Raw genomic sequence first — 20,599 nt, forward strand, 5'->3', positions numbered from 1 at the left:
GCTCGGTGCTCGGTGCTCGGGAGGGGCGGTCAGTTGACGGGGGAACCGGTGGGCCGCGGGGTGCAGGGCGCCGGGACCGAGGTCTGCTCGGCGGGGGATTGCGGGGGTCCGGCCGGCTGCGCGGCAAGGATCTTGCGGACTCCGCTGACGAGGCCGGCGGCGAGGACGAACCAGCCGGCCTCGCCCAGATGCAGCACCGTTTCGCTCCAGTGCACGGCGGAACGTCCCTGGTAACCGAGGACCGCCGTCAGGCCGAGCAGACAGCTGTACGCGGCGCCTTCCCAGAACCCGATGACGAACAGCCCGGCGGCCGCCCAGGTCAGGTACTGCAGGGCGGACGCGGTGGAGAGCAGCAGCAGGAGGCCCATCGTGACGGCGACGACACCGGGCAGCTGCGCGGGCCGCAGCCAGGCGAGCCAGACCCCGACCGCCACGCAGGCCAGCACGAAGAGCAAATGCCCCTCGCCGTGGATGAAGGTGATGAAGGACTGCGGCAGGCTGAGCGCATCGGCGAACCGGACGAGGCCCCAGAGCCGGTAGCTGCCGCCCGCGTACTCCAGGACGTTCTCCTTGAGGCTCTGCGGCACAGTCACCAGGGCCGGTCCCCAGACGAGGGCGACGAGGACGGTGAACCCGGCGGTGAAACGGATGAGCGCCGGCCGGCCCGAGCGCAGCGCGACGACGAACAGCGCCGGGATCACCACCACCGGGACGAACTTGACACTGATCGAGAGCAGGGCACACACCCCGGCGGCCAGCGGCGCCTTCCGGTCCGCGAGCAGATGGGCGGCGGCCAGGGCGAACGTGATGGCGACCGCGTCGGTGTTGCCGTGATAGCCGGAGGTGGCGATCAGTACGGGGCTGACGGCCACGCCCACACCGCAGGCGACCGCCGTACCGGTGGAGCTGCGCCGGCGCACGATTTCGAACACGAGGAGAGCGCAGAAGAAGTCGGCGATCGAGGCGGGTGACCTGATCAACGTTCCGAAAGGAATTCCGAGTTCGGAGAGTTCATGCAGACCGAGAAGCATCCAGCCGGCCAGTGGCGGATGGTTGTAGACGGGCAGTCCCGGAAGCGGCTGTTCGTAAATCCGAATGGGGCCGTACCGCACGATGGCTTCTGCGAAACCTTGAAAGATCCGCACGTCGGCCGGGCCGGACATATTCGCCGCGATCAGCATTCGGGTGAGGAGGCCGACGGCCGCAGCGATGAGCACCACCGCTCTTGCCCGTCGTACGTCCCAGGTTTCGCATCGCATTCGGATACCCATGAAAACAGAACGTAGCAACCCGAAGACGCTGAGCAACGCACCGATGACCACGCTTGGACGCCTTGCACGGCTCGCGACTTCGATGCACTGCGTGTCTGCGCAAACGTCCGAATCCCTGAATCACCCGAATGGTTCAGGCGGGGTGCGGTGGTCTCGGCGCCCCTGCCCGGCCGGCACCGGGACCGGCCGGGCCGCACGGACCGCGGTCCGGCGGATCAGGGCCGGTCAAGGACCTGGAGCATCCGGTCGACCACCCCCGCCGCCGCGTGTCCGTCGTCCAGGTCGCAGAAGTCCCGGCGAAATGCCTCGTACGCCTGCGCGTGTCCCCTGGTGGCCCGCTCCGGGTCGCGCAGCGCCTCGATGAGTCCGGCGGAGCCGGGGATCAGGGGGCCGGGGGCGCGGGCCTCGAAGTCGAAGCAGAAGCCGCGCAGGATGTCGCGGTAGTGCGCCAGATCGTAGGTGTGGAAGAGCATCGGGCGGCCGGTCTGGGCGAAGTCGAACATCAGCGAGGAGTAGTCGGTGACCAGCGCGTCGCTGATCAGCATCAGCTCTCCGACGTCCCCGTAGCGCGAGACGTCACGGACGAAGCCGCTGCCGCTGTCCGGGAGGCGGTCGGTGACCAGATAGTGGCGGCGGACCAACAGGACGGTGTCCGCACCGAGTTCGCGTTCGGCGGCGGCCAGGTCGAGCTGCAGGTCGAGGGCGTAGCGGCCGCCGCTCCGCGGCCGGTCCTCGCGCCAGGTCGGCGCGTACAGCACGACCCGCTTTCCCTCGGGGATGCCGAGCCGCTCCCGTGCCGCCGCGGCGACCTTGGTGCGGTCCGAGGCGTGGAACAGGTCGTTGCGGGGGTAGCCGCATTCCAGGACCTCGCCCCGGTAGCCGAACGAGCGCCGCAGGACGGGGGTGGAGAAGCGGTTCGGGGAGACCAGGACGCTCCACTGCCGGGCGCGCCGCTCGATGGTGGCGATATAGGCGGCATTGGCCTGGGCGGTGCCCGCGAGGTCGAGACCGATGCGCTTGAGGGGGGTGCCGTGCCAGGTCTGGACGACGCACTGGCCCTCGCGCCGCTCGAACCACTCCGGCAGCTGGGTGTTGGTGACGATGTGACGGCTGCGGGCCAGCGCCTCGTGCCAGGCGGCGGAGCCGTGCTCGACGGCCGCTGCTCCCACCGGGATACGGGCCTGCTGGTCGCACACCACCCACAGATGCCCCAACTCGGCGCCCCGCCGCGCCACTTCCTCATGGATCGCACGCGGCGAGTCGGAGTACTGGCGGCCGTCGAAGCTGCTGTACAGCACGGTGTCGCGCAGGGGTGCCATGCGCAGGCCCCGGTATGCCTCGCGCAGCAGCCGCCTGCCGCGCGCACCGCGTTCCGCGGCGGTGAGCACCGATGCGCAGTTGATCAGCAGCTGGTCATGGAAGCGCCTTTCGATGAGGTACTGCCGGCCCGCGAGGGTGCGGGCGGCGGGCAGGGTGCGGTGGGCCGCGGCGGGGATGCGCAGCGGGGCGTCGTACGCGTCGTCCCTCGCACCCTTCTCGCGGAGGAAGAGGTACCAATGGCCCTGGCCCAGCGGCAGTTTCCCTCCGGGTCCCTCGACGGCGTCCGGCCGGAGCGCGGCCCTGAACCGCCGCTCCTGGACGGCCCCGGAGGAGGCGAGGGGGAAGACGGCCTCCTCGCCGTGCCCGCTGTGCCGGGCCACCAACTCGACGGGCCGCTCCGGGTCGTCGGGGAAGGTGCCCTCCAGGAGGAGCTGTCCGTCCTCCGTCCAGGTCGCCAGGTCGACGGCGGGCTGTACGGTGCGGTCGCTGATCAGCAGATTGCCGCGGGAGCTTGCGGTCAGACCGAGTTCGCGCCGCTGGTCGCCGTCCCTGCCCAGTGGGTAACGGCCCGGCAGTACGGGCCCCGGCACATCGATCGGTGTCCTGCGCCCGTCCGGGCCGACGAGTTGCAGACTGTACGGCAGCTGTGCGGACGCCTCCCCCTCCCCCGCTCCCTGCCGGGCGTCGGCGAAGGCGCCGAGCGGGACATCGGCTGTGAAGCGCCGCCACCCCGCCGCCGAGGGCACGGCCCCCTCGTGCACGGTCACCGGACAGTCGAAGGAGGTACTGGAGGGCCGGTGGGTGAGTGCGAGGCGCAGCGGTCCCTTGCCGAGACGGTCACGGATCATCCCGTGGATCACCACGGTGCCCGTGCCGCCCGCGCGGTGCGTCTCGAAGCGGGCATCGATCCGCTCGGCGTGCAGCACGAGCCTGTCGTTCTCGAAGGCGGGCACGATCCGGTGGTCGCCATCGGGCCGGTGGACGGGCGGCGGTGCGGCCGCCTCGCTCGTCGAGAGGTCGGAGCGGCGCAGCATGCCGTGCCCGGCAATGCCGATCTCCAGGTGCCAGGTGAGCCGTTCGAGGCTGCCGGCCGCATCGATGCGGAGCCTCGTCGGGTCGATGACGGTCTCGAAGCCGGAGCGGTCGTAGTCGTGCAGGCTCTGCCGGGACCGGGCGGTGGCCTCGGGTTCGACGACCGTGCGCAGCCGGAGCGGCAGCACATGCCGTCGCCCCGCCCGCAGCCAGCCGGCCCGGAACTCGGTGCCGCGCGTGGTGGCGGGCAGATTCCGGATGTACGCGTACCCCTTGAGGTGCAGCTTGCCGCCCCGCCAGCAGGCGTCCTGCAGCCGGGCGGTGAGCGGCAGATCCCGGTCGGTGACCCGCAGCACCGAGCGCGGCACCGGCCGGATGAGGGCGGGGAAGGATGCGCTGCGGCGCCGCACGCCCCGTACCGCGAACGCTCCCGGCTCGGCCTTGTCGAAGGCGAGCAGGGCCAGCAGTTCATCGGTCCGCCGTTCGCGCACGAGGTGCCACATCAGGCGCAGTCGCAGCGGGAGCGCGTCGAGGACGGCCGGGTCGACCTGGTCGGTGAACTCGTTCGCGTAGGTGAGGAAGGCGCGCCGGTACTCCTCGTCGCCGTCGGGCAGCGCCTCCATGAAGTACCAGAGGTCGTTGGCGAGGACGTGTGCCTCGTACTGCCGTTTGTCGGCGGCGCCGCGGTGCTCGTCGAGGAACGTGGAGACGCCCAGCACGTGCGAGGCCCGGTCCTGGATACCGCGGACGACGGCGCGGCGGGTGGTGATCGAGCCCGCCCGGTCGCGCCAGTGGTAGACGGCGTCCTTCAGCACATCGACGGAGCGGGCCAGGAAGTGGGCGGGCAGGACGACCGGGATGTCCTCGTAGAGGGCGCCGACCGGGAAGGCGAAGGCGTGCTCGTCCCAGAAGGACCGGCGGAAGACCTTGTTGCAGGCGATCCGGTCGGCGGCGAGGTCCCAGTCGCGGGAGATGTGGGTGCGCAGCCGGGTCGTCGCCATGGGCTTGCGGAAGTTGGGCGACTGCTGGAGCTTTCCGGAGGCCCGCAGCCGCAGCACATTGCCGGACGCGATGTCCGAGCCGGTCTCGTCCAGGGCGCCGACGAGAAGTTCGTACGCGCGGGGCGGGAGCACGTCGTCGCTGTCGACGAAAGCGAGATGGCGGGCGCCCGGGTCGCAGTGGCGGACCCCGGTGTTGCGGGCGTGCCCGAGTCCGCCGTTCTCCTGGCTCACCAGCCGGAACCGGCCGTCCTGTCCGGCGAACTCGGCGGCCAGGGCCGCGCTGTTGTCGGTGGACCCGTCGTCGACCATCACCACCTCCAGGTCGGCCATGGTCTGCTCCGCGAGGGACTTCAGGCAGTCCGTCAGATAGAGCTCGACGTTGTGGACGGGTACGACGACACTGAGCCGTGGCGGCATGTTGAGCACGTCCGTTCATCGGGGGCCTGGTTGTCCGTATGGCTCAACCCCGTGCGGGGCCCGGGGTCACCGGTTGCGGTCTTTCCCGAACGGGTGACATCGGCTGCGCCGCGCTTACTCTCTGTCGCTCAGGAACAGCCGCCGCACCACGCGCTCGGCCGCGTGTCCGTCGTCGTACGGGCAGAAGCGTTCCCGGAACGCCGCCCGCAGCTCCGCCGTCCGCGCCGAGCACCATTCGCCCGTCCTGAACACTTCCAGCAGCTCGTCCTCATCGGTGGCGACCGCGCCCGGGGTGTCGCCGGGGCGTCCGGACAGCAGATCGAAGTAGGTGCCGCGCGAGGCCCGGTAGGCGGCCCAGTCCGGGGCGTGGCTGATGATCGGGCGGTCCAGGCACGCGTAGTCGAACATCAGCGACGAGTAGTCGGTGATCAACGCGTCGGAGACCAGGCAGAGTTCCTCGACGGACGGATATGCCGTCACGTCCACCACCCGGGCGCCGTCCAGCTGCGTCGAGCGCCCGTAGAAGTAGTGCGCCCGGACCAGCACGACGTAGTCCGGTCCGAGTTCGCGGGCGAGTCGTTCCAGGTCGAGGTGGGGGACGAAGCCCTTGCGGTAGTCGCGGTGGGTGGGCGCGTACAGCAGCACCGTCCGGTCCGGGGCGAGGGAGAGGCGCTGCCGGATCGCGGCGGTCTGCTCGGGGGTTGCGGTGAAGAAGATGTCGTTGCGCGGGTAGCCGAGGTTCAGATGCTCGTAGCCGGACGGGTAGACCCGGTCCCAGATCTCGGTGGTGTGCGGGTTGGCGGAGAGGGAGAAGTCCCACTGGTCGGCGTGGGCGACGATCTTCTCGAAGCTGATGCCATTGGTGAGGGCCGGGTAGACGCGCTGGTCCAGACCCATGGTCTTCAGCGGGGTGCCGTGGTGGGTCTGGAGATAGCGCTGGCCGGGACGTTTGGTGAAGCCGCCGGGGAAGCTGGAGTTGTTGATCAGGTACGTGGCGGTGGCCATCGCCCGCCAGTAGGCGCGGGAGCCCTCGATGACGTAGGGGATGCCGGGCGGCATGCGGTCGCGGTGACGGGAGGAGACGACCCAGACGCCCCGGATGTGCGGGGCGAGTTCGAGGGCCTTGGCATGGATCGCGGCCGGGTTGCAGGCGACGCCCCGGTTCCAATAGGCCCCGTACACGGCGAGGTCGGGGTCCAGGGGGCGGAGCAGATCCGCGCGGTAGGCGGCGCGCATGACGCGGGCCCGGAGCGTCTTCTTGCGGTGGCGCAGGGCGGCCAGGGTGCGGGTGCGGCCGGTGCGTGCGGCTTCCCGGGCGCGGTGGGCGGCGTAGTTGCCGGGGAGGGCTGCGGCGCGGTGGAAGGCGGCGCGGTCCTCGGGGGCGATCCGGCCGGGGTCGGCGACGACGGCACGCAGGTGGTGGATGCGCGCCGCCCGGATCCGTGGGTCGTGGTCCGTCTCGGCGAGCAGCCGTTCGTATGCGTCGAGGATCGCGAAGTGGTGGCGTCCCGGGGTGGTGGCGAAGGCGCCGGTGCGGCGGATGCGGTGGCGGACACAGATCCGGTCGAGGGTGTCGAGCGTGCCGGCGCCGGAGGCCAGGAGGGTGGCGCGGTGGACGGGGAGGACGTCCTCATAGGGGCCGTCGGTGAAGTGGAGACCGTGCGCGGTCCAGAAGGCGCGGCGGAAGAGGCGCGGGACGGCGGTGGAGAAGCCCTCGGCAACGGACGCCGGGGACGGGATGACGGGTGCCGCGGGCGAGACGTCCCCCCACCAGTCGATGCGGTCGTGTCCGAGGAGGAGTACGTCCGGTTCGCTCTCGGCCAGCCGGCCGGTGATCGCTTCCAGGGCGCCCGGTCGCAGCAGGTCGTCGCCGTCGAGGAAGAGGAGAAACCGCCCCCGTGCCTCTGCCGCCCCGGCGTTGCGGGCCGGACCCGCCCCGCGGTGCTCGGCGAGGGTGATCACCCTGACCCTCGGGTCGCGCGCCGCGAACTCGGCGGCGATCTCGGCGCTGCCGTCCCTCGACCCGTCGTCGACGACGAGAAGCTCCGGTTCACCGGGGCCCTGGCCCAGCACGGACTCCAGGCTCGCCCTGAGATATCCCTGAACGCGGTGGACGGGCACGACAACACTGAGGAGCATGGCAGCCGAGCGTAATCGCGCACCCACCGCGCACCGAATCGCGTGTTCACCCGTTCGGGGCAGTGCCGGTGACCAGGCGCGTCCGCCCCGGTTGACCTGGCATGAAGCCGCGCCTCAGTGTCGTCGTCCCGGTCCACAACGTCGAGGACTATCTGGAGGACTGCCTGCGGTCGGTGGCCGAACAGTCGGTCTCCGACATCGAGGTGGTCCTCGTCGACGACGGTTCGACGGACGGCAGCGCGGCCCTCGCCAGGGCGTTCGCCGCCCGCGACCGCCGCTTCCACTACGTCCGTCAGTCCAACGCGGGGCTGAGCGCGGCCCGCAACACCGGCGTGCGGCACACCACGGCGGACGTGCCGTATCTGGCGTTCGTCGACAGCGACGACATCGTCGTCCACGACGCCTACGAACAGATGCTGGCGTCACTGGAGTCGACCGGCTCCGACCTCGCGACCGGCAATGTGTGGCGGCTGAACGAGCAGGGGCGGCAGCAGGCCTGGCAGTACCGCTGGCTGACCACCACCCGGGCCCGCACCCACATCAGCCGCGATCCGCGACTGCTCGCCGACCGGGTCGCCTGGAACAAGGTGTTCCGGCGCTCCTTCTGGGACCGGCACGCCTTCGCCTTCCCGGAGGGGAAGCTCTACGAGGACACCCCGGTGATGATCCCGGCGCACTTCCTCGCGGGCTCGGTCGATGTGCTGCACAAGCATGTCTACTACTGGCGGGTCCGGGAGGGGTCGATCACCCGACGGCGTACGGATGTGCAGGGCGTACGGGACCGGATCTCGGCGTGCGAGCAGGTCAGCGCGTTCCTGGCGGGCCGGGGCGGGGTGGCGAACGGCGGTGCGCGGCGCCGCTACGACCTCTCGTGCCTGCGCGACGACTTCGTGTACTTCCTGGAGGGGCTCGCGATGGGCGGGCCCGAGTACCGGGATGCGTTCATGGCGGACGCGGGGGCGTTCCTGGACCGGATGGAACGGATGGACGGGGCGGCCAGGTCGGGCCGGGCAGTGGCCCATGAACTGCCGGTGGAGCTGCGGATCAAGTGGCAGCTGGTGAAGGAGCGCAGGCTTGCGGAGCTGCTGGCCGTGCTCGCCTTCGAACGGGACAACGGCGCCGGGACGTTCATGGTCGGCGGCGTGCCGGGGCGGCGGCAGGCCGGTTTCCCCGGCATTCCGGACAGCACCCGCCTCGCCCGTACCGATCTCCCGGCCGTGGCACGGCTGTTGGAGGCTCAGTGGGGCGACGACGGGAAGCTGCTGCTGCGCGGTTACGCGTACATCCGCAATCTGCCGGCCGCGGCTCCGCGCCACTCGCTGAAGGTGGGCATGGTGCGCGCGACCCGCCGCCAGCATCTGCGGACGGTGCCGGTACGGAACGTTCCCGCACCCGAGGCGACCATCAACTCCGGTCAGCAGTTGCACAGTTACGACCACGCGGGTTTCGAGCTGACTCTCGACCCGCGTCGGCTGCGGCCCGGCGGCTGGCTGGTGGGCATGATGGTGGCCGCTCCTGGCACGGTCCGCCGGGTGGCCGTGCGGGCCGTGGAGGCGGGGTCCGTACAGCCGCTCGTCCATGACCTGGGCGAGGGGCGGCGGGCGGTGCTCGACTACCTGGACGGGCGGCTGAGGCTGACCCTGGCGCAGCTGCCGGCCCGGTGCGAGGACCGTCGCATCGGCGAGGAGCTGGAGTTGACCGGCCGGCTGTACGGGGGCGCCCGGCCGAAGGCCCTGGTGCTGACCTGCGAAGGGGTGGCGGACCAGGAGTTCGGCCACCCGGTCGAGTGCCTGGCGGGCGACCGTTTCACGGTACGGATTCCGCTCACCGACCTCGCCGGGATGGCGGCCGCACCACAGGCACCGCACCGGGCGCCCCGCGAGGTCGAGCCGGAACCCGGCGGGCGGTGGCGGGCGCGGCTGGTGCTGGCGGACGGGTCGAGGGTGCCGCTGGCCGCGGCCCCGGAGGCGGCGCCGCCGGTCGTGGCCGATGCGGCGGGCGAGCTGGTGCTGGACCTGAGCGGGCAGCCGTTCGTGGACGGGGCGGCGTGGACGTCGGACGGTGCGCTGCGGGTGGAGGGGGTGACCGGCGCCGGAACGGGCGTACGGGAGGACGAAGGCCCGGCCCACCTCGTACTGCGGCACGAGGCACTGCGCGAGACGGTGACGGCCCCCGTCACACATGAGGAGCCGCGCGCGGCAACGTACGGGGAAGCACGCGCAGGGGCGCCCGAAGGGGCTTACGAGGGGGCTTACGAGGGGCGCCGCTTCACCGCGTTCCTCGCGCCCTCGGTGGCCGCAGGGCTGCACGAGGGCCGCTGGGACGCGTATCTGGGCGGCCGGCCGGTCCGTGTGCTGACCGCACTCACCGCCCGTCTGCCGCTCCGCCGCACGGAGGCGGACTCCACGGCCCCCGCACCCGGCCGGGAGTTCGCCCTGGACCGCAGGTTCGGCGACCGGCTGACCGTGCAGGCCGGACCGGTACTCGCGGTCGCCGAGCGGGGCGCGTACCGCCGGGCCGAACTGCGCGGCACGCACTATCCGGCCCGGCGGGCGCTGCCGCTGCGGGACGCCGTCCTCTACACGGGCGGCGCCTCACCGCGCGCCGTCCACGCCGAACTCCTGCGCCGGGGCGTGGAGTCGGAGCACCTCTGGGTCACCGACGGGCTCCACGGACACATCCCGTCCGCCGCAGTCCCGGTCATCGAGCACAGTGCCGCCTGGTACGAGGCGCTGGCGCGGTCCCGCCGGATCGTCACCGCCGACCAGCTGCCCGAGTGGTTCGAGCGGCGGCCCGGCCAGACCGTCGTACAGACCTGGCACGGCACCCCCCTCGGCCGCTTCGGCACGGATCTGGGCGGCACCCTGTACGCCGACCACCACCAGCTCGCCTCGCTGCCGCGCCGGGCGGCCCAGTGGTCCGTCCTGGTCTCTCCCAGCCGCCATTCCACCCCGCTGCTGCGTCGCGCTCTCGGCTACCGGGGCGAGGTCCTGGAGGCGGGTTCCCCCGCCAACGATCTGCTCTTCTCGGCCGACCGGGCCAAGACCGCCGAGCGGGTACGGCGCAGGCTCGGCATCCCGGAGGGCCGCCGGGTCGTGCTGTACGCGCCGACCTACCGTGACCAGCTGGCCCACCCGTCCGGCACCGGGGGCGAGCGGCCCCGCTACCGCTGGGATCCGGCGCTCGACCTGGCAGCGCTGGCGCACTCCCTCGGCGACGGCCACACCGTGCTGGTACGGCGCCATCCACAGGTGACCGGGAGCGTGCCCGGGGGACACGGCGTACGCGATGTGTCGGCCCACCCGGACACCGCGGAGCTGCTACTGATCGCCGATGTACTGGTCACGGACTATTCGGGGCTGATGTTCGACTACGCGCACACGGGCCGTCCGATGCTCTTCCACACCTACGACCTGGAGCACTACCGCGACACGGTGCGCGGTTTCTGTCTGGACTTCGAGACCCGGGCGCCGGGGCCGCTGCTCGTCGGCACGGACGAGATCGCCGGGGTCCTGCGCGATGCCGGCGCCCTGACCGCGTCGGCGGCCCGGCACGCGGAGGCGTACGAGAGTTTCCGTCGGGACTTCTGCGACCTGGACGACGGCGGGGCGGCGGCGCGGGTCGCGGACCGGCTGCTCGCCGAGGGGTAGTACCTACCCGGCTCGGTTCTTGAGTGCGGCGACGGCGGATGCCGCCAGGTCGTCGAGGTAGCCCTTGGGCAGCGGGGTGCGGACGACTGCGAGCCGCCAGTAGAGCGGGCCGACGATCAGGTCCAGCGCACGGTCCGGGTCGCTGTCCTCGGGCAGCTCGCCGCGCGCCACGGCGTCGCGTACGACGACGGCGGCGATGCCCTGCTGCGGGTCCAGCAGGGCGGCCTTGATCGTCTCGGAGATCTCCGGACTGCGGGCAGCCTCGACCAGCAGGTCCGGGATGACCTGCGAGGCGACGGGGTGGCGCAGGGCGTAGGAGGCGAGTTCCAGTACGGCGCGGACATCCCCGTACAGCGAACCGGTCGCCGGGGCCGGCATGCCCTGGACGGCGACGGCGGAGACCAGGTCGAGGACCAGGGCCAGCTTGGACTTCCAGCGGCGGTAGACGGCGGTCTTGCCGACGCCCGCACGCCGGGCGATGCCCTCGATCGACATCCTGGCGAAGCCCACCGCAGCCAGCTCCTCGAAGACGGCGCTGCGAATCGCATCGGTGACGTCCTCGCGCAGCACAGCGGCTCCGGCGGGGACACGGCGGCGGGTTCCCGGGTCGGTGGTCATGGCCGAATCATAGTCCGTAACGACGAAACGGTTGCGTTGCGACGTGAATGCGCCCTACCCTCGGCGTTGCGACGATACGGTTCCGTCCCGTCGGTCTTCGTGTTCCTGCCCTCCCGTCGAAAGCGATCGTGGTGAGCCAGACAACAACACCAGCGGCCCCGGCCGACACCCCTGCCGGCACACCCCTGCCGGTGTACGCACCGGGTGAGCTCGCCGCGCTCGCCGCCCGGCACGGACTGACCATGAGCGGGGCCCGGCCCACGCTGGGCGCGTACGTCCGGCAGCTGTGGGGGCGACGGCACTTCATCACGGCGTTCGCCACCGCCAAGCTGACCGCCCAGTACAGCCAGGCGAAGCTCGGCCAGATCTGGCAGATCATGACCCCGCTCCTGAACGCGACGGTCTACTACTTCATCTTCGGCGTCCTGTTGAACACGAAGCGCAACGTCGAGGACTTCGTGCCGTTCCTCGTCACCGGCGTGTTCATCTGGACCTTCACCGCCAGCTCGATCACCGCGGGCACCCGTGCGATCAGCGGCAACCTGGGCCTGGTCCGGGCCCTGCACTTCCCGCGCGCCTCGCTGCCGATCGCGCTGGCCCTGCAGCAGCTCCAGCAGCTGCTGTTCTCGCTGGGCGCGCTGGTGATGATCCTGGTGGGGTTCGGGCAGTTTCCCAGGCCGTCCTGGCTGCTGGCGATTCCGGCGCTGTTCCTCCAGGCGGTGTTCAACACCGGTGTCTCCATGGTGGTGGCACGGCTGGCCGCCCGGACGCCGGACATCGCCCAGTTGATGCCGTTCATCCTGCGCACCTGGATGTACGCCTCGGGCGTCATGTGGAGTGTGGACACGATGCTCAAGGGCGACCGGGTTCCGCACTTCGTGATGGTGATGCTGGAGTGCAATCCGGCGGCCGTCTTCATCGACCTGATGCGGTTCGCGCTCATCGACAGCTTCGGCGCGTCCCATCTGCCGCCGCATGTGTGGGCGATCGCCGGGGGCTGGGCGCTCGTGTGCGGCGTGGGCGGATTCGTGTACTTCTGGCAGGCGGAGGAGCGGTACGGACGTGGCTGACAACGTGACTGACTACAACGAGCGGGTACCGACCGTCGTCGTGGACGACGTGCACATCACGTACAAGGTCAATGGCGCCCGTACCGGCAAGGGCAGCGCCACCTCGGCACTCAGCCGGATCGTCTCGCGCCGGCAGACCCCCGGGGTGCGCGAAGTGCACGCCGTGAAGGGGGTGAGCTTCGCCGCGTACAAGGGCGAGGCCATCGGCCTGATCGGTTCCAACGGCTCGGGGAAGTCGACGCTGCTGAAGGCGATCGCCGGTCTGCTGCCCGCGACGAAGGGCCGGGTGCACACCCAGGGCCAGCCCTCGCTGCTCGGGGTGAACGCGGCGCTGATGAGCGATCTGACCGGCGAGCGCAACGTCGTGCTCGGCGGCCTCGCCATGGGAATGACCCGGGCCCAGATCCGCGAGCGCTACCAGGGGATCGTCGACTTCTCCGGCATCAACGAGAAGGGCGACTTCATCACCCTGCCGATGCGGACGTACTCCTCCGGAATGGGCGCGCGGCTGCGCTTCTCGATCGCGGCCGCCAAGAGCCATGACGTCCTCCTGATCGACGAGGCGCTGTCCACCGGCGACGCCAGGTTCCAGCGACGCAGCAAGGAACGGATCAAGGAGCTGCGCAAGGAGGCCGGCACGGTCTTCCTGGTCAGCCACAGCAACAAGTCGATCACCGAGACCTGCGACCGGGCGATCTGGCTGGAGGCGGGGACGCTGCGGATGGACGGCCCGGCGCACGAGGTCGTGGCCGAGTACGAGAAGTTCACCGGCAAGAAGTAGCGGCGCGGGCGGCGGACCGGGGAGAGCGGCCGGAACGGCCGGGGCGATAAACTCCCGTGCCGCACAACGGGGTTGTCCGGATACCGCTCAGGGGGACACATGCAGGACGGCGTACCGGGACCGCTGCGGGCGGACGATCCGCAGGAGATCTCCGGTTACCTCCTGCGGGGCCGGGTGGGCGAGGGCGGGATGGGCACGGTCTATCTCTCGCACACCCGGGGCGGCCAGGCCGTCGCGCTGAAGCTGATCCGCCGTGAGTTCGGCGACGATCCCGAATTCCGTCTCCGGTTCGAGCAGGAGGTGCAGGCTGCCCGGCGGGTCCAGGGCTATCACCTGGTGCCGGTCGTCGACAACGACACCTCCGGCCAACAGCCCTGGCTCGCCTCGGTGTTCGTACCCGGCATGGCTCTCCAGTCGGCGTTGGAGGCATACGGCCCACTGCCGTTGCCCACGGTCTTCCGGCTCATCGGCTGTACGGCGCAGGCGCTCGCCGCCATCCACGCGGCCGGGGTCGTCCACCGCGATCTGAAGCCCGGCAACATCCTGCTCGGGGCGACGGGTCCGTACGTCATCGACTTCGGGATCGCCCGCGCCGCCGACGCCACCCAGCTCACGCGCAGCGGCGGGCTGGTCGGAACCCCGCAGTTCATGTCGCCCGAGCATGCGCTCGGCGAGCAGGTCGGACCGCCCACCGATGTCTTCTCGCTCGGCCTGATCGCGGCCCTCGCGGCGACCGGCCGCCATCCGTACGGGACGGGCGGGGCGATGACCGTCGCCGCCCAGATCGCCAACACCGAGCACCGGCCGCCCCGTCTTGACGGCTATCCGCAGGAGCTGCGCCCGCTGCTGGAACGCTGCCTGGCCGCCGATCCGGGGGCACGCTTCATGCCCACCGAACTCGCCGCCCTGTGCGAGCAGTCGGCGGGCCGGCCGCTGCGCGAATCCGACGGCTGGCTGCCGGAACCGCTCGCTGCGGAGATCGCCCGCCGGGAGCAGGCCTCGCACCGGCCCCCGCAGCCGGCGAACCCGGCGACGGTACCCACGTACCCGCCGGGCACGGGCCCTTCGGGGGCAGGCACCACCGTCCCGGCCGACCCGGTGCCGCCGGGCGCACAGGCCGGATACGCGGCGACCCTGCCGACGTCCGACCGGCCGACCATGCCCCGGCCACCCGCGTACATCCCCACCCCGCCGCCGCCCGCGCCCGGCCCGGCACCGGCGACGGCACCCGCCTCGAAGTCCCGCGGGCCGGTGCGGATCGCGGCGGCCGCCGGGGCGGCGCTGCTGCTGGTCGCGGGAACGTGGGTGATCGCCACCCGCGGCAACGACAAGGGCGGCGACGCCTCGCACGCCGACAGCTCGCGCAGCAACCGGCCCTCGTCCCCGCAGCCCGATCCGAAATCGTCGAACTCCGCCTCGCCCGGATCATCCGCGCAGCAGAGCAGCTACAAGGCGATTTTCCAGGACCGCCCGTTCGCGCTGCGGGCACCCGCCGAGCCGAACGTCATCGGAGTCGATCTCGACGAGCCGCGGGTCGCGGGCCCCGACGAATTCACCGACGGGGACGACGAGCTGCAGCTGAGCGAGGTGTCGGGCGGCAGCTGGGAATTCCGCACACCGATGGGCAAGAGCACCGGGCCGGCCCCCGAACAGTGCCTGCAGGGCTCGCAGTCCGACGTGCTGCCGTCCGAGATCAGAGAGAAGGAGCTCCAGCGCGGCCAGACCCTGCCGGTGGGCACCCGCCTCTGCACGGTGACGTCCGACGGCAATCTCGCCATGCTGAAGATCACCAAGGTGGAGAAGCGCGCCACCAACGACCTGCCGGACTACTTCACCGAACTCACCCTGTGGCAGCAGTGAATACCGAGCCCGTCCGGCGATTGGGGGCGGGGCGGTTGCCGGGCACCCCGGCAACCGCCCCGCCCCCACCAACCCCTACGCGTGCGTACGCAACAGCGTCCGCATCGTCCGCATGGCCACCGACAGATTCGCCAGATCGAATGCGTCCGACCCCTGAATCTCCTCAAGCGTGGAGCGCGACCGGGTAAGGATCGCCGCGTTCTTCTCCTCCCACGCCTTGAACCGCTCCTCCGGCGTGGAGGTCCCGTTGCCCACGGACAGTACATCCGCGGTGAGCCCGGCGTGCGCGGCGTACAGGTCCTCGCGGATGGAGGCGCGGGCCATGGACTGCCAGCGGTCGGCCCGCGGCAGCTCGATGATCCGGTCCATCAGCTGGGTGATGCCCAGCCGGTCCGCGAGGTCGTAGTACACCTCGGCGACGGAGAGCGGGTCCTTGCCGGTGCGGTCCGCGATCGCCACGATGTCCAGCACCGGGAAGGCGGAGGAGAATCCGGCGACCCGCTGTGCCAGCTCGCCGGGGACACCCGCCTCGGTGAGCTCGTCCAGGATCGACTGGTACCAGTCCAGGTCGGCGCCCATGAGCATCTTGGGCAGCTCGGCCCAGACCTGCTCGACACCCGCCTTGAAGAAGTCGGTCGTCCCGGCGATCTCCAGCGGCTGCGGCCGGTTGCCGAGCAGCCAGCGCGAACCGCGCTCGACGAGCCGGCGCGAGTGCAGCCGGATCCGGGTCTGCACATCGGCGGCGACCTTGTTGTCGAGCGCCTCGACGGCGTCCCACACCTGGCCGAGGCCGAAGATCTCGCGGGCCGCGAACTGCGCCCGCACGATCTCCTCGATCGAGGCACCGGTCTCTTCCCGCAGCCGGTGCAGGAAGGTCGAACCACCGGTGTTCACGGTGTCGTTGACCAGGACCGTGGTGATGATCTCGCGACGCAGCGCGTGCCCGTCGACCGCCTCGGGGAACTGCTCACGCAGTTGCTCCGGGAAGTAGGCATGCAGCAGCTGCTGCAGGTGCGGGTCGTCCGGCAGGCTGGTCTTGATCAGTTCCCGGGCCGCTGTGATCTTCGTGTACGCGAGCAGCACGGCCAGCTCGGGCTGGCTGAGCCCCTTGCCGGCGTTCAGCAGTTCGCGGATCTGCCGGTCGGTGGGCAGGAACTCCAGCCCGCGGTCGAGGTCCCCGTCACGGACCAGTCGGCGCATGAAGCGCTGGTGGGCGTGGAGCAGGGAGGGCGCCTGGGCCGTGGCGTTGGCCAGGGCCACGTTCTGCGCGTAGTTGTTGCGCAGCACCAGACGGCCGATCTCGTCGGTCATCTCGGCGAGCAGCTTGTTGCGCTGCTTGACGGTCATGTCGCCGTCCCGGACCAGACCGTTGAGCAGGATCTTGATGTTCACCTCGTGGTCGGAGGTGTCCACACCGGCGCTGTTGTCGATCGCGTCGGTGTTGATCCGGCCGCCGTTGCGGGCGAACTCGATCCGGCCGAGCTGGGTGGCACCGAGGTTACCGCCCTCGCCGACGACCTTGGCCCGCAGATCCTGGCCGTTGACGCGGATCGCGTCGTTGGCCTTGTCGCCGACGTCGGAGTTCGACTCGGCGGACGACTTGATGTACGTACCGATGCCGCCGTTCCACAGCAGATCGACACGGGCCTTGAGGATGGTCTGCATCAGCTCGGCGGGCGTCATCTTCGTGACACCCGACTCGATCCCGAGCGCCTCACGGATGTGCGCGTTGACCGGGATGGACTTGGCGCTGCGCGGGTGGATGCCACCGCCCGCGGAGAGCAGTTCCTTGTTGTAGTCGGCCCAGGAGCTGCGCGGCAGGTCGAAGAGGCGGCGCCGCTCGGCGTACGAGGTGGCGGCGTCCGGGTGCGGGTCGATGAAGATGTGCCGGTGGTCGAAGGCGGCGACGAGCCTGATGTGCTCGGAGAGCAGCATGCCGTTGCCGAACACGTCGCCCGACATGTCGCCGACGCCGACGACGGTGAAGTCCTCGGTCTGGGTGTCGTGGCCGAGCCCGCGGAAGTGCCGCTTGACGGACTCCCAGGCGCCGCGGGCGGTGATGCCCATGCCCTTGTGGTCGTAACCGGCGGAACCGCCGGAGGCGAACGCGTCGCCGAGCCAGAAGCCGTACCCGACGGCGACCTCGTTGGCGATGTCGGAGAACTTCGCGGTGCCCTTGTCGGCGGCGACGACCAGGTATGTGTCGTCCTCGTCGTGCCGGACGACGTCCCTGGGCGGCACGACCTCGCCGGCCACCATGTTGTCGGTGATGTCGAGCAGCGCCGAGATGAAGGTGCGGTAGGAGGCGATGCCCTCGGCCATCCAGGCGTCACGGTCGACGGCCGGGTCGGGGAGCTGCTTGGCGACGAAGCCGCCCTTGGCTCCGACCGGCACGATGACGGTGTTCTTCACCATCTGCGCCTTGACCAGGCCGAGGATCTCCGTACGGAAGTCCTCGCGCCGGTCCGACCAGCGCAGACCGCCTCGGGCGACCTTGCCGAAGCGCAGGTGCACGCCCTCGACGCGCGGCGAATAGACCCAGATCTCGAACGCCGGGCGGGGTGCCGGCAGATCCGGGATGGACTGCGGGTCGAACTTCATCGAGACGTAGCTGTGCGGCCTGCCGTCGTCCACCATCTGGAAGAAGTTGGTGCGCAGGGTGGCCTTGATGACGGTGAGGAAGGACCGCAGGATCCGGTCCTCGTCGAGCGAGGCGACCTGGTCCAGGGCCCCGTCCAGCTCCTCGAGGAGCCCGTCGGTCAGCTCCGTACCGGCCCGCTGGCGCTCGGGCGACATCCGGGCCTCGAAGAGCGAGACCAGCAGCCGGGTGGTGTGGACGTTGTTACGGAGAGTGCTCTCCATGTAGTCCTGGCTGAAGGTCGATCCGGCCTGACGCAGGTACTTCGCGTAGGCGCGCAGCACCATCGCCTGCCGCCAGTTCAGACCGGCGCCCAGCACGAGCGAGTTGAAGCCGTCGTTCTCCGCCTCACCGGTCCACACGGCCGCGAAGGCGTCCTGGAACCGGTCGCGGGCGTCGTCGGCGAGGTAGTTGCCGTTGCCATTGGTCTGCGGCATCCGCAGACCGAAGTCGTAGATCCAGGCGTGCGTACGGTCCGCGCAGCGCAGCTCGTACGGACGCTCGTCGACGACCTCGACACCGAGCCGCTGGAGCGCCGGAAGCACGGCGGACAGGGAGACCTGCTCGCCGGTCCGGTAGATCTTGAAGCGGCGCTCACCGGGGCCGGCGCCGACCGGCTCGTACAGGCTGAGGGCGAAGTCCTTCTCGTCCTTCTTGAGCGCTTCGAGGTGGACCAGGTCGGCCACGGCGGAGCGCGGCGTGTGGTCGGCCTTGTAGCCCTCGGGGAACGAGTGGCCGTACTGACGCATCAGCTCGGCGGCGCGCTCCTCGCCGCACTCGGCGTTCAGCGCCTCCTGGAAGCCGTCGGCCCAGGAGCGGGCGGCCTCGACGAGCCGGGCCTCGATGCGGTCGGCCTCGGCGTCGGTGAGGTCGGGCAGCTCGCTGCCGGGGGCGACCCGGACGACGAAGTGCAGCCGGGAGAGGATCGACTCGGTGTTCCAGGCGGTGAAGTCGACGCTGGTGCCGCCCAGCTCCTCCTTGAGGATGTCGATCAGGCGGAGCCGTACACCGGTGGTGTAGCGGTCACGCGGCAGGTAGACGATCGCGGAGTAGTAGCGCCCGTACTCGTCCTGGCGCAGGTAGAGCCGCAGTCGGCGGCGCTCCTGGAGGTACAGCACGGAGGTGACGATGGAGCGCAGCTGGTCGACGGGCGTCTGGAAGAGCTCGTCGCGCGGGTACGTCTCCAGGATCTGCAGCAGGTCGCGGCCGTCGTGGCTGTTGGGCGAGAAGCCGGCGCCCTCCAGCACCTCGGCGACCTTGCGGCGGATGACGGGCACCCGGCGCACGGACTCGGTGTAGGCGGCGGACGAGAACAGGCCGAGGAAGCGGCGCTCACCGATGACATTGCCGTCGGCGTCGAACTTCTTCACGCCGACGTAGTCGAGGTAGCTGGGGCGGTGGACTGTCGACCGGCTGTTGGCCTTGGTGAGGATGAGGAGCTTGCGCTCGCGGGCCTTGGCCCGGGCGTCGGCAGGCAGCCGGTCGAAGGACGGGCTGACGGGGTGCGCCTCGTCGACGCTGTGGTGCGGATCGGAGCGCAGGATGCCGAGGCCGGTGCCGGGTACGGCGGCCAGCGCGTCGGTGTCCTTCAGCTCGTACTCGCGGTAGCCGAGGAAGGTGAAGTGGTCGGCGGCGAGCCAGCGCAGCAGCTCCCTGGCCTCGTTCACCTCTTCGTCGGCGAGGTCGTCGAGCGGCTCGCCGGGCAGGTCGTCGGCGATGCGCAGCGCGGCGTCGCGCATCTTCTCCCAGTCCTCGACGGTCTCCCGTACGTCGGACAGCACCCGCAGCAGATCGGTGGCGATCTGCTGGAGGTCGGAGCGGTCGGTCTCACGGTCGATCTCGACGTGGATCCAGGACTCGACAAGCGCGTCGTGCGGCAGCTCGGTCCCGACGCCCTTGGCACCCTTGGCGTCCTTGCGGCCCTGCAGGCTCGTCGAGATGCCGTTGCCCTCGGCGAGGACCTCGATGAGCTTGCCGGTGACGTCGCGGCGTACGACGACCTGCGGGTGGATCACGACATGGATGCCGCGCCCCTGCCGGGACAGCTCATTGGTGACGGAGTCGACCAGGAACGGCATGTCGTCGGTGACGACCTCGACGACGGAGTGGCTGCACGTCCAGCCGTTCTCCTCGACGGTCGGGGTGTGCACCCGGACGTTCGCCGTGCCCTGCGGGCGTGCCTCCGCGAGCCGGTAGTGGGAGGAGGCGGCGCCGAAGACGTCCACGGGGTCGCGGCCCGAGATGTCCTCCGGAGCGGTGTGCAGGTAGTAGCGCTGGAGGTAGGCGAGGAGTACGTCCTGCCCGGGACGCTCCTGATCGGCCCCGGCGGCCGCAACACGTACCCCGTGGGTACCGCCCGGGCCACCGACACCACCGCCCGGGCTGTTGTCAGCTACCTTGGCGGCCCGTGCGAGCAGCTCGGCCTTGGCTTCGTCCAGCTTGGTCTGCATGTCCTCTGGCTCCTGTCGCGCGCCGTTGCGTGACGTAGGTGAAAAAGACGACGTACCGCCACGACACGGGGTTTCCGGTCTGAGTCGACGCTATGCCGCTATGAGAGATGCCCGGGACCATATTGGCCATTTTTGGCAGTCGGCCCGGGCTGTGAGGATCAGTGATAGCCCGGGTGCTGTGGCACTCCGGGCGCAGGCCGGGGGCTTCGCTGCCCCCGAGGCGTATCGCGCTGATCACGGGGTCCAGGCTATCTCGCCCGCCCCCGTAGCCGTCACGAGCCGTATGTGTACAAAAGATGGCCCCGAAGTTTGACACTCTGGACAGCGCGTCGGCCCGTATTGCCGCACTCTG

9 protein-coding genes are annotated in these 20,599 nt (G+C 70.7%); 4 read left to right on the forward strand and 5 right to left on the reverse strand.

The window, feature by feature from the left end; genetic code table 11:
* Positions 1-29: 29 nt before the first annotated feature.
* The 3 genes from IEZ15_RS23355 to IEZ15_RS23365 form a co-directional block, all read right to left on the reverse strand.
* Complete coding sequence (locus tag IEZ15_RS23355; RefSeq protein WP_229846058.1) at positions 30-1,217, reverse strand: glycosyltransferase family protein; 1,188 nt, start codon at positions 1,215-1,217, stop codon at positions 30-32.
* A gap of 269 nt (positions 1,218-1,486) precedes the next feature.
* A complete protein-coding gene (locus IEZ15_RS23360; protein ID WP_189279233.1) occupies positions 1,487-5,041 on the reverse strand; it encodes a bifunctional glycosyltransferase/CDP-glycerol:glycerophosphate glycerophosphotransferase in 3,555 nt (1,184 codons plus the stop codon).
* Positions 5,042-5,155: 114 nt separating this feature from the next.
* Positions 5,156-7,180, reverse strand: a complete 2,025-nt coding sequence (locus IEZ15_RS23365) for a bifunctional glycosyltransferase/CDP-glycerol:glycerophosphate glycerophosphotransferase (RefSeq protein WP_189279206.1) — start codon at positions 7,178-7,180, stop codon at positions 5,156-5,158.
* A gap of 101 nt (positions 7,181-7,281) precedes the next feature.
* Here IEZ15_RS23365 and IEZ15_RS23370 point away from each other — a divergent pair, with 101 nt between their 5' ends.
* On the forward strand, positions 7,282-10,830 hold the full coding sequence (locus tag IEZ15_RS23370; protein ID WP_189279207.1) for a bifunctional glycosyltransferase/CDP-glycerol:glycerophosphate glycerophosphotransferase: 3,549 nt from the start codon (positions 7,282-7,284) through the stop codon (positions 10,828-10,830).
* 3 nt (positions 10,831-10,833) lie between these two features.
* On the opposite strand, the gene IEZ15_RS23375 is transcribed toward IEZ15_RS23370, so the two are convergent.
* Positions 10,834-11,448: a TetR/AcrR family transcriptional regulator gene (locus tag IEZ15_RS23375; RefSeq protein WP_114244827.1), complete on the reverse strand. Its 615-nt coding sequence runs from the start codon at positions 11,446-11,448 to the stop codon at positions 10,834-10,836.
* Between the two features lie 128 nt (positions 11,449-11,576).
* Here IEZ15_RS23375 and IEZ15_RS23380 point away from each other — a divergent pair, with 128 nt between their 5' ends.
* The 3 genes from IEZ15_RS23380 (at position 11,577) to IEZ15_RS23390 (ending at position 15,159) form a co-directional block, all read left to right on the forward strand.
* Entirely contained in the window at positions 11,577-12,518 is a 942-nt protein-coding gene (locus tag IEZ15_RS23380; RefSeq protein WP_229846059.1) for an ABC transporter permease, read from the forward strand.
* Positions 12,511-13,299, forward strand: a complete 789-nt coding sequence (locus IEZ15_RS23385; RefSeq protein WP_189279209.1) for an ABC transporter ATP-binding protein — start codon at positions 12,511-12,513, stop codon at positions 13,297-13,299. Before IEZ15_RS23380 ends, IEZ15_RS23385 begins: the two co-directional genes overlap by 8 nt.
* Positions 13,300-13,398: 99 nt before the next feature.
* Positions 13,399-15,159 carry a serine/threonine-protein kinase gene (locus tag IEZ15_RS23390; protein WP_189279210.1) on the forward strand — a complete coding sequence of 587 codons (1,761 nt, stop codon included), beginning with the start codon at positions 13,399-13,401 and terminating at the stop codon, positions 15,157-15,159.
* 75 nt (positions 15,160-15,234) lie between these two features.
* On the opposite strand, the gene IEZ15_RS23395 is transcribed toward IEZ15_RS23390, so the two are convergent.
* Positions 15,235-20,247, reverse strand: coding sequence for an NAD-glutamate dehydrogenase (locus tag IEZ15_RS23395; protein WP_114244831.1), 5,013 nt, complete (start codon positions 20,245-20,247; stop codon positions 15,235-15,237).
* Positions 20,248-20,599: the final 352 nt, after the last annotated feature.

It is taken from the genome of Streptomyces atratus, assembly GCF_014648655.1.
Lineage (GTDB): Bacteria > Actinomycetota > Actinomycetes > Streptomycetales > Streptomycetaceae > Streptomyces > Streptomyces atratus.